At 69.0% G+C, this 8,653-nt stretch carries 8 protein-coding genes and 2 pseudogenes; 5 read left to right on the top strand and 5 right to left on the bottom strand.

The window, feature by feature from the left end:
- On the top strand, nt 1–901 hold a 901-nt coding region (locus tag AOZ13_RS12390), incomplete at its 5' end, for a phosphate acyltransferase (protein ID WP_267879324.1).
- Between the two features lie 78 nt (nt 902–979).
- Complete coding sequence (locus tag AOZ13_RS15095; RefSeq protein ID WP_020222118.1) at nt 980–1,225, top strand: alpha/beta fold hydrolase; 246 nt, start codon at nt 980–982, stop codon at nt 1,223–1,225.
- A gap of 124 nt (nt 1,226–1,349) precedes the next feature.
- Here AOZ13_RS15095 and AOZ13_RS12380 read toward each other — a convergent pair whose 3' ends face one another.
- From AOZ13_RS12380 to AOZ13_RS12360, 5 genes and pseudogenes are all read right to left on the bottom strand, one after another.
- The gene (locus AOZ13_RS12380) at nt 1,350–2,261 is read right to left on the bottom strand and encodes a 1,4-dihydroxy-2-naphthoyl-CoA synthase (RefSeq protein ID WP_020222117.1); all 912 of its coding nucleotides are present in this window, start codon (nt 2,259–2,261) and stop codon (nt 1,350–1,352) included.
- Between the two features lie 45 nt (nt 2,262–2,306).
- A complete protein-coding gene (locus AOZ13_RS12375) occupies nt 2,307–2,783 on the bottom strand; it encodes a hypothetical protein (RefSeq protein ID WP_020222116.1) in 477 nt (158 codons plus the stop codon).
- A gap of 25 nt (nt 2,784–2,808) precedes the next feature.
- A pseudogene (menD, locus tag AOZ13_RS12370) lies at nt 2,809–4,571 on the bottom strand (2-succinyl-5-enolpyruvyl-6-hydroxy-3-cyclohexene-1-carboxylic-acid synthase).
- Nucleotides 4,568–5,908: an isochorismate synthase gene (locus tag AOZ13_RS12365; RefSeq protein WP_021780742.1), complete on the bottom strand. Its 1,341-nt coding sequence runs from the start codon at nt 5,906–5,908 to the stop codon at nt 4,568–4,570. The pseudogene menD and the gene AOZ13_RS12365 overlap by 4 nt, the downstream one beginning before the upstream one ends.
- A 535-nt stretch (nt 5,909–6,443) precedes the next feature.
- Entirely contained in the window at nt 6,444–7,049 is a 606-nt protein-coding gene (locus AOZ13_RS12360) for a sulfite oxidase-like oxidoreductase (RefSeq protein ID WP_044957298.1), read from the bottom strand.
- Nucleotides 7,050–7,210: 161 nt separating this feature from the next.
- Between AOZ13_RS12360 and AOZ13_RS12355 the strand changes: the two genes are divergently transcribed.
- The 3 genes and pseudogenes from AOZ13_RS12355 to AOZ13_RS12345 all read left to right on the top strand — a co-directional run.
- Complete coding sequence (locus AOZ13_RS12355) at nt 7,211–7,423, top strand: DUF7120 family protein (RefSeq protein WP_020221172.1); 213 nt, start codon at nt 7,211–7,213, stop codon at nt 7,421–7,423.
- Nucleotides 7,424–7,489: 66 nt separating this feature from the next.
- A complete protein-coding gene (locus AOZ13_RS12350) occupies nt 7,490–7,768 on the top strand; it encodes a UPF0058 family protein (protein ID WP_020221171.1) in 279 nt (92 codons plus the stop codon).
- A 43-nt stretch (nt 7,769–7,811) separates the two neighbouring features.
- A pseudogene (locus AOZ13_RS12345) lies at nt 7,812–8,653 on the top strand (hypothetical protein); the annotation flags it as partial.

Raw genomic sequence — 8,653 nt, 5'->3', positions numbered from 1 at the left:
GAAGATGATCCGCGCGGCCTACCAGTTACAGGATCAGGGGATCGCCGATCCCGTCCTCCTCGGCGATCGGGACACCATCGAGTCCCTCACCGCGGATCTCGGTCTCGACTTCGAGCCGGAGGTCGTCGATCCCGACACGGCCGACACCGAGGCGTACGCCGAACGCCTCCACGAGATCCGCGAGCGCAAGGGCGTGACGCGCAGCGAGGCAGCGGAGCTCGTCGCGCGCGACTCGAACTACTACGGGAGCGTGATGGTGGAGCGGGGCGACGCGGACGCCTTCCTCACCGGACTCACCCACCACTACTCCTCGGCGCTCCGCCCGCCGCTGCAGGTCGTCGGCACCGCCCCCGACACCGACTACGTCGCCGGCGTCTACATGCTGACGTTCAAGAATCGCGTGATCTTCTGCGCCGACACCACCGTCAACCTCGATCCGACGCCGGCGCAGTTGGCGGAGATCACCCACCACGTCGCCGAGACGGCGCGGCAGTTCGACGTCGACCCGCGCGTCGCGCTCCTCTCCTACTCGGACTTCGGCAGCGTCGAGAACGAGGGCACCGCGAAGCCGCGCGACGCCGTCTCGATGCTCCACGACGACCCGACGGTCGATTTCCCCGTCGACGGGGAGATGCAGGCGGACACGGCGGTCGTCGAGGACATCCTCACCGACACGTACGATTTCGCGGAACTCGACGGGCCGGCGAACTGCCTCGTCTTCCCCAACCTCGAGGCCGGCAACATCGGCTACAAGCTCCTCCAGCGCCTCGGCGGCGCTGACGCCATCGGTCCCATCCTCGCCGGAATGGACGAGCCGGTCCACGTCATCCAGCGCGGCGACGAGGTCAAGGACATCGTCAACCTCGCCGCCGTCGCGGTAGTGGACGCCCAAGAGGAGTAGGAGAGCGAGTCGCCCGCCGATCATCTGGTGAGGCGGCTGAAACCGTTAAGCCCATTCATTCGAGTGAGACGGTAGTTCATGGCTCACTTCGAGACGAACGATGGGGTACCGATCTACTACGAGGATCGCGGGAGCGGCGAGACGATACTCCTGATCCACGGCTGGACGATGAACGCGGAGTACTGGTGGCAGAAGAACGTCGACGCGCGGCTCGCCGACACGATCCCGGACGCGACACACGTCCCCATCGAGGAGAGCGGCCACTGTCCGTTCTGGGAGGAGTCGGAGAAGTTCAACGACGAAGTCGCCGCCTTCGTCGGCTGACCACCTCTCAAGGTCGGCGGTCGAGTTCGACGTACCCCTCGCGAACGCGCCGCGCTCGCGGCCTTTTTGGTGACGCTTTTTGCCGTGAGTGGCGCGCGAAGCGCGCCCGAACGACACAAAAGGTTCAGTAGTACCACGCGTCGTCGTCGAAGTCCGGCTCTCGCCCTTCGAGGAAGGCGTCGCGGCCCTCTTTGGCCTCGTCGGTCATGTAGCCGAGGCGAGTGGCTTCGCCCGCGAAGACCTGTTGGCCGACCATGCCGTCGTCGGTGGCGTTGAAGCCGTACTTGAGCATGCGCATCGCCATCGGCGATTTCGAGCACATCGTCTCGGCCCACTCTAACGCGACGTCCTCTAGCTCCTCGTGCGGGACGGCCTCGTTCGCCATCCCCATGTCGACGGCCTCCTCGGCGTCGTAGGTCTTCCCGAGGAAGAAGACCTCGCGCGCCTTCTTCTGGCCGATCTGCTTGGCGAGGTAGGCGGAGCCGAAGCCGGCGTCGTAGGACGCGACGTCGGGGTCGGTCTGGAGGAACTTCGCGTGCTCGGCGCTCGCGAGCGTGAGGTCGCAGACGACGTGGAGGCTGTGGCCGCCGCCGACGGCCCAGCCGGGGACGACGGCGACGACGGGCTTGGGCATGAAGCGGATGGCGCGCTGGACTTCGAGGATGTGGAGGCGGCCGGCCTCGGCCTCGTCCATCTCCTCGGTCTCGCCGCCCTCGTCCTCGCGGTACTCGTATCCCTCGTCGCCGCGGACGGACTGATCGCCGCCCGAGCAGAACGCCCAGCCGCCGTCCTTCTCGCTCGGGCCGTTCCCGGTGAGGAGGACGCACCCGACGTCCGACTGGCGCTTCGCGTGATCGAGCGCGGTCGCGAGTTCGTCGACGGTGCCGGGTCGGAAGGCGTTGCGCACCGCGGGGCGATCGAAGGCGATGCGGAGCGCGCCGACGTCGCGTGCGCGATGGTAGGTGAGGTCGTCGAAGTCGAACTCCGCTACCGCTTCCCACCGATCTGGATCGAAGATCTCGGAGACGTCGTTCACGTCCGTGTGAGCGCGGTGACGGCGCTAAAAGCTTCGGCTCCTCGCCTACGTCTCGTCGTCCGTCATTTCGTCGTCCGTCATTTCGTCGTCCGTCGATCGGTCGTCCGTCGCGTCGGCTTCCTCGGTGTCGGAGGTGCCGACGCCGTCCGTGTCGTCCGCGTCGTCCGCGCCGCCAGCCCGTTCGAGAGCGGTGCCGGCCGGCAGGATCGTCGTGTCGGGCGCGTCGACGGGGCTGTCGGGACCGGTGAGCCACGCGCTGAGGTAGACGACGCAGGCGGCGATCACGGCGACGAGCAACTGGAGGGTGGCGGCGCCGTAGACGAGCGTGAGGAGCATCGTCAACACGACGATCGACCGGCGCGAAGCGTTCGCGTGATAGACGAACGCGGCGACGACGAACAGCGCGAAGGCGACGCCGACGCCGAGCAGTAGCTGCTGGGCGACGAGGAACGAGTACAGGAGGGCGACGATGCCGACGAGCACGGCGACGGCGGCACCGACGACGCGAGATGCGGAGGGCATACGCGAACGTGGCGACGCCGCGACCTTAGTCCTTGAGTTCGGAGACGACGCGCTCGCGGATCGACTCGCGGACGCGATGACTGGCTTCGGCGTCGGACGACACCGCGATCACCTGCGTGCCGTCGCTCGCCACGCTCGCGCGATAGGCGTCCGCGAAGTCGGCGCGCCCGTCGGTGCGGACGTAGTCGAAGCCGTAGAGGTCGGCGGTGGGCGCGAAGTCCAACCCGTGAGGCGTCTTGAACTGCCCCTCGAACGGCGGGTCGAACGCCTCGATCGGGAGCATGTGGAAGATGCCGCCGCCGTCGTTGTTCACGAGGACGATCGTCGCGTCGACACCGCAGCGCGAGAGCGCGAGCAGGCCGTTCGTGTCGTGATAGTAGGCCAGATCGCCCGTGAGGAGGACGAGCGGATCGTCGGTCGCGCTCCCCGCGCCGAGCGCCGCGGACGTGACGCCGTCGATGCCGGAGCACCGCGGTTGCCGAGGACGGTGAGGTCGGCGTCGCGGACCGCGCCGAAGCGATCCACGTCGCGGACGGGCATGCTGTTCGAGACGAACAGCGTCGCGGGATCCGGGGCGTCGGCGACGACGCGGCGCGCGATCGCGCCCTCGAAGAACCGATCCGTGTCCGCGATCACCGACTCGTGGACGCGCTCGGCGCGCTCGAGCGCGGGCCAGTCGGCGCTCGCGTGCGTGGCGTCGATTCGATCCGCGAGGGCGACGGCGAGACGTCCCGGATCCGCGGTCACGAGATCCGTGGCGGTGAACGTCGCCTCGCGCCACTCGCCCGCCGGATCGACTATGACCTGCCGGGCGTCGGTCCGCGCGAGGTAGTTCCGGAGGGGCTTCGAGGTCGGCGAGGCCCCGACGCGGAAGACGAGGTCGGGACCCGACCAGTCGGCGGTGACGCGCTCGTCGAGGTAGCCGTCGTATCCGCCGTAGAGGGGTATCTCGGAAGCGTGCGGGCCGTATCGCAGCCCGGAGAGCGGGTCGGCGAGGATCGGGAAGCCGCTCGCCTCCGCGAGCGCGACGATCGGGGCCGCGTACTCCAGATCGGTCGGCCCGGCGACGATGAGACCGCGCTCGGCCCCCTCGACGGCCGCGACGAGGTCGGCGAGTCGGTGATCGTCGAGCGTCATGCGACCCGGCGTCGTCGTCACGAACGGGCCGTCGCGTCCCCGCGCGGCCAACGGGTGGTCGTCCGCCCATCCCTCGGGGACGGCGTGGGGCGAGTCGGACGCGACGGCGGTCGGTTCGAGCGGCTTCGCGAACGGGACGTTCAGGTGCACGGGACCGGGATGCGCGCCGGTCGCGGCCGTCACGGCGCGATCGGCAGAGACGCGGACCGACCGGAGCTTGCGGGCTTCGGCGGCGGGTTCCGGGAGGTCCGTGTAGAAGCGGACGGCGTCACCGTAGAGCTTCTCCTGATCGATCGTCTGGTTCGCGCCGCTGTCCCGCAGTTCCGGCGGGCGGTCGGCGGTCAGGACGACGAGCGGGACGCGGGCCTGCGAGGCTTCGATGACGGCCGGATGGAAGTTCGCCGCGGCCGTCCCGGAGGTGCAGACGAGCGCCACGGGCTGGCCGGCGCGTTTCGCGCGACCGAGCGCGAAGAAGGAGCCGGCGCGCTCGTCGAGGTGCGAGAAGACGGCGAGGTCGGGATGAGCGTCCGCGGCCACCGTCAGGGGCGTCGAGCGACTCCCCGGTGCCACACAGACCGACGCGACGCCGGCCTTCGCGAGTTCGTCGACGAGGACGCGCGCGTGGAGCGTCGCGCGATTCGGCGCGCTCACTCCCGCTCACCCCGCTCGAAGACGTCGAGGATCGGCCGGTACTTCAGTTGGACCTCCTCCCACTCGGCGTCGGGATCCGAGTCGGCGACGATCCCCGCACCCGCGAACGGTCGGACGCGCGTCCCGTCGGCGAGCGCGGAGCGGAGCGCGACCGCGAACGTCCCGTCGCCCGCCGCGTCGAACCACCCGACCGGCGCGGCGTACCACCCGCGATCGAACGTCTCCGTCTCGCGGATGACGCGGAGCGCGGCGTCCGGCGGCAACCCCCCGACTGCGGGCGTCGGGTGGAGCGCCTCCACGAGGTCGAGGACGTGCGCGTCGCTCGACGCCGCGATCGGGGTGAAGAGGTGCTGGACGGTTTCGAGCGCGCGGACGCGGCGCTCGCCCGTCTCGACGGCCGTCGCGACGTCGGCGAGCTGTTCACGGATGCGTTCGGCGACCACCTCGTGCTCGTGGCGGTACTTCGCCGACGAGCGGAGGTCGGCCGCGAGCCGCCGGTCCGCGTCCGGCGTCTCGCCGCGCCCGACCGTCGCCGCGAGCGCGCCCGTCCGAACGTCCGCGTCCTCGCGCGTCACGAGGCGTTCTGGCGACGCCCCGAAGAACGTCGCGCCGTCGGCCGGTCGGAGCGCGAACCGGAAACACGAGGGGTAGGCGTCTCCGAGCCGCTGGAGGGCGTCGGGGAGCGAGAACGCGTCCGCGAGCGTCACGTCGAGCGCCTGCGCGAGCACGACCTTCTCCAACTCGCCCGCGCGGATGCGTTCGGTCGCGGCCGCGACCTGCTCGCGCCACTCCGCGCGCGACGTCGTGCGCGCCGTCTCGACGACGCCCGGCGGCCGACCCACCGGTCGCTCGTCGGGGTCGAACCGCTCGCGGACCGAGGTGATCGTCTCCGCGACGGTCGCCTCGCTCGCGTTCGCGCCGTGGGCGTTCACGGTCAGCCACGTCCCCTCGGAAGTCGTCACCACTTGGACGTGCGGCAGGACGAACGCCGCCGTCGGGAACCCGTCCCACGGGCCGGTGCCCGCGTGGCCGTCGTGGAACGCGAACCCGCCGACGAAGCGCGGCCGCGCCGCCGCGGGGGCGTCGGCCGGCCGATCAGCCGACTCGAAGACCTCGCTCGCGCGCTCGCGGACCGCCGCGAAACGGTCGGGTCCGTCGGCCGTCACCTGCACCGCCGCGCCGTAGCCAGCGACCGACGGCTCCGACGGTCCCGCCCAGACGACCGTCGGCTTCCCGAGCGTCCGCAACAGCCCCGACAGCGACGCGTCCGGCACCCGGACCGTCCGACTGACGAGCGTCGCCGAATCGGCCCGCGCGACGCCCTCGCGTGAATCCATCGACTCACACTCGGGGGGCGCGCGCCTTAGCACCTACGACCTTTTGCAGCGCGCGCTCCGCGCGCTTGATCCGCTCGACCTCTGCGAGATATCAGAAGATCTCTCGCTGATCCTGCAGAACTCTCCGCGTTCTGCGGACAAAAGCCTGCGTCACCCCTTCGGGGGATCCTTGGCCTCGCGCCTGACGGCGCGAGTGAACCGCGCGATTCCACACGAGACCGTCAGGCCGAATGTGGGGACAGTAGAAGTCCGCTCCCACGCTACTACCGGGATCTGACGAACCACTCGTCACGTGGACGGCAGTCGAAGAACTCGTCAGATACAACTAGCGCACTTACCGCGAGCGACCGGAGGAAGCGAGCGGGCCAAGAGCCGACCAACGGGAGGCTCGCAGGCTTTTGGTCGAGCGTTTCCCAGCGAGCCGAAGGCGAGCGCAGGAAAAGGTCGCGCACACACCGAACAGCGGTTCCACATCGAGATCAGGCGAAAAATCACGCGAGCTAGCGTCCGCGGGGGTTCTCCGTACAACCACCCGTCACGAGTACCGCTCTTCCGCCCACGGATTCGCGGTGACGGAGTAGCCGCGTTGCTCCCAGTAGCCCCGTTCGGGTTCGGTGAGGAGGGTGACGCCGTCGACCCACTTCGCGCCCTTGTAGGCGTACTTGTGCGGGGTGACGACGCGGAGCGGGCCGCCGTGTTCGCGCGGGAGGTCGTCGCCGTCGTAGCTCCACGCGAACAGCACTTCGTCGCGGGCGGCGGCGTCGAGCGGGAGATCGGTCGTGTAGCCATCAATGGCGTGGAACATGACGTGGACGGCGTCGGACGCGACGCCGACGGTATCGAGGAGCGTCGTCGCGGTGACGCCCGTGAACTCGCAGTCGAACTTGCTCCACCCGGTGACGCAGTGGAAGTCCTGTCGCTGCGTCTCGCGTGGGAGGTCGCGAAACTCGTCCCACGTGAACGAGCGCGCGGTCTCGACCGCGCCGCCCACGTCGAACGTCCACGTCTCGGGGTTCCAGTCGGGCGTCTCGCCCATCGAGAGGACGGGGAATCGCTCGACCTCGCGCTGTCCGGGCGGGAGGCGCTCGTCGCCGAACTCCCGATAGAGTCCCGTCACGTCGCGCACGGCGGGCTGGCTCACGTGCCGGTCTACGCACTCGATGCCCCTGATCGTACCGGTATCGGGGAAGAGGGATATATAGATTGGGAACTTCTATTTTCGATGAGGGATGAATGTTTTTGGAAGAGAGAAATCGGCCCGCCAAGTTTATACCAAGGGACGCCAAATCTCGGATCAGACGAATGCCAAAGGTGGAAATCAACATTCCCGACCACATCGAGATGCAAATCGCCCAGCTCGTCGAGCAGGGCGAGTTCCTCACTCGAGAGGACGCGATCGAGGACCTCCTCTCCGCGGGCATCAAGGCGTACAAGACGAGTGGCCCGATGGACGAGGACGAGCCGGGTCTCGAGGACGAGGGCATGATGGGCCACGACGACGAGTACGTCTTCTGATCGCTTTTTCGCGTATGTGACCTGCTGGCGAGCAAGGTTTAACCCTCGCTGTGTCCAATTCGCGGTATGCACAAGGACGAACTGCTCGAACTCCACGAGCAGATGGTGGAGATCAAAGAGACGTTCTCGGGATACGAGGGGGTCGATGAGAGCGTTTTCGAGCCGTACGAGGAGCTCGATATCGACCCGTCGCACGTCCACAAATCGAAGAGCGAACACAAGCACGCGGTCTTCGTTCTCGGGAACGCGCTCGCCGTCGCGATGAGCGAGGACGAGTTCTCGAACGCCGGGCGCATCTCCAAGCGCATGGAGGAGCTCGCGGACGACGCGGGCGGCAAGCTCTAGATCGCCGGAAAACGTTTTACGTCGGTGCCGCCACGGGGGGCGTATGCAGGAACGCACGGTCGAGCGCGTCGAGTCGTGGGACGCCCGACCCTACGCGGGCGGGGCGAACGCGCTCGCTGAACTCGCGGCCGCGGAGTTCTCTGGCGTCGTCTCCGTCGGGGACGCGCACCTCTTCTTCGTCAACGGGCGCGCCGTCACCGTCGCCAACGGCACCGTCGCGGACGTCGTCGACGGCACGGGCGAGGTGCGCGAGGCCCCGGATCGATCCCTCGCGCTTCTCCTCGCGATGCGCGTGTCCGACGGCGAGACGCGCGCGAGCTACTACACGAACGAGACGCCGGTCGCCGAGACTGACAAAGCCCTCCGCGACGCGGGGTTCACGGGCTACGTCGAACTCTCCGAGAACGTCCTGAGCGGGGACTACTACGTCGCCTACTACGGCGGCCGATCGTTCCCCGTCGCGTTCGTCGGCAACCTCCCCGAGGTGTTCACGGGCGAGGAGGCCTTCGAGCGCGCGGCCGACGAGATCGGCGTCTACGAGGTCGTCTCCGCCGATCTCGCGTTCCCGGACCTCCCCGATTCTGAGGCGCCGGTGGACGAGGCGGACGCGACCGCGCTCGATGGGGCGGACGCCGACACCGACGATGGGGCGGACGCCGACACCGACGATGGAGCCGAGACGGTCACCGACGGCGACGACGCCGCGGAAGGGAGCGTCACGATCGGTGGTGGCGGGATCACCGACGTCGGCCGTGATGTGGACAGCGCGGGACGCGATGCGGAGGACGCGGAGAGCGCGACCGCCACGGACGGGGACGAGACCGGCGGGATCCCCGACGAACTCGCCATCGCCGCCGCCGGTCCGGCCGACGCGTCGGACGAGGA

The sequence above is a fragment of the Halarchaeum acidiphilum MH1-52-1 genome (genome assembly GCF_000474235.1).
GTDB lineage: Archaea > Halobacteriota > Halobacteria > Halobacteriales > Halobacteriaceae > Halarchaeum > Halarchaeum acidiphilum.
Note: the sequence above shows the minus strand (reverse complement) of the source record. Positions and strands in the feature narration are given on the sequence as shown.